This is a genomic window from Stenotrophomonas maltophilia group sp. RNC7, from assembly GCF_030910085.1.
In the GTDB taxonomy this organism is placed as follows: domain Bacteria; phylum Pseudomonadota; class Gammaproteobacteria; order Xanthomonadales; family Xanthomonadaceae; genus Stenotrophomonas; species Stenotrophomonas sepilia.
Window position 1 is genome coordinate 1 of the sequence record NZ_JAVFVN010000010.1, and the last position, 408, is coordinate 408.

Genomic DNA, 408 nt, shown 5'->3' on the forward strand with positions numbered 1-408 from the left:
ATGACCGAGGCCACAGATGCAAACAATTACAAAACCCAGTATGAGTATGATGAAGTAGGCCGCATAAAAAGAGTAATCGATGCAATGAATGGTACAACAGAATACGATTACGATGCGGCAGGAAGAATCCTATCTGTCAAAGATGTAATGGGATATAAAACAGTATTTACATACAACAACTTAGGTTTAGTAGAAACTGTAAGGGATCCTAAGGGTGCTGTTACAAAATATGAATACGATTCTAATGGTAATTTAACTAAGCTAATAGATGCTGAGGACAATGTGACAAAGTGGCAATATGATAGAAATGGAAATATTAAAAAGATTATTGACTCCTTAGGAAATGCAACAACCTACACATATGATCGTATCAATCAAGTAAAATCTATTACAAACGCCAAAGGCGAT

1 pseudogene is annotated in these 408 nt (G+C 35.3%); it reads left to right on the forward strand.

The features are described 5' to 3' along the window. Positions 1–408, forward strand: a pseudogene (locus tag RCF13_RS00050) (hypothetical protein); the annotation flags it as partial.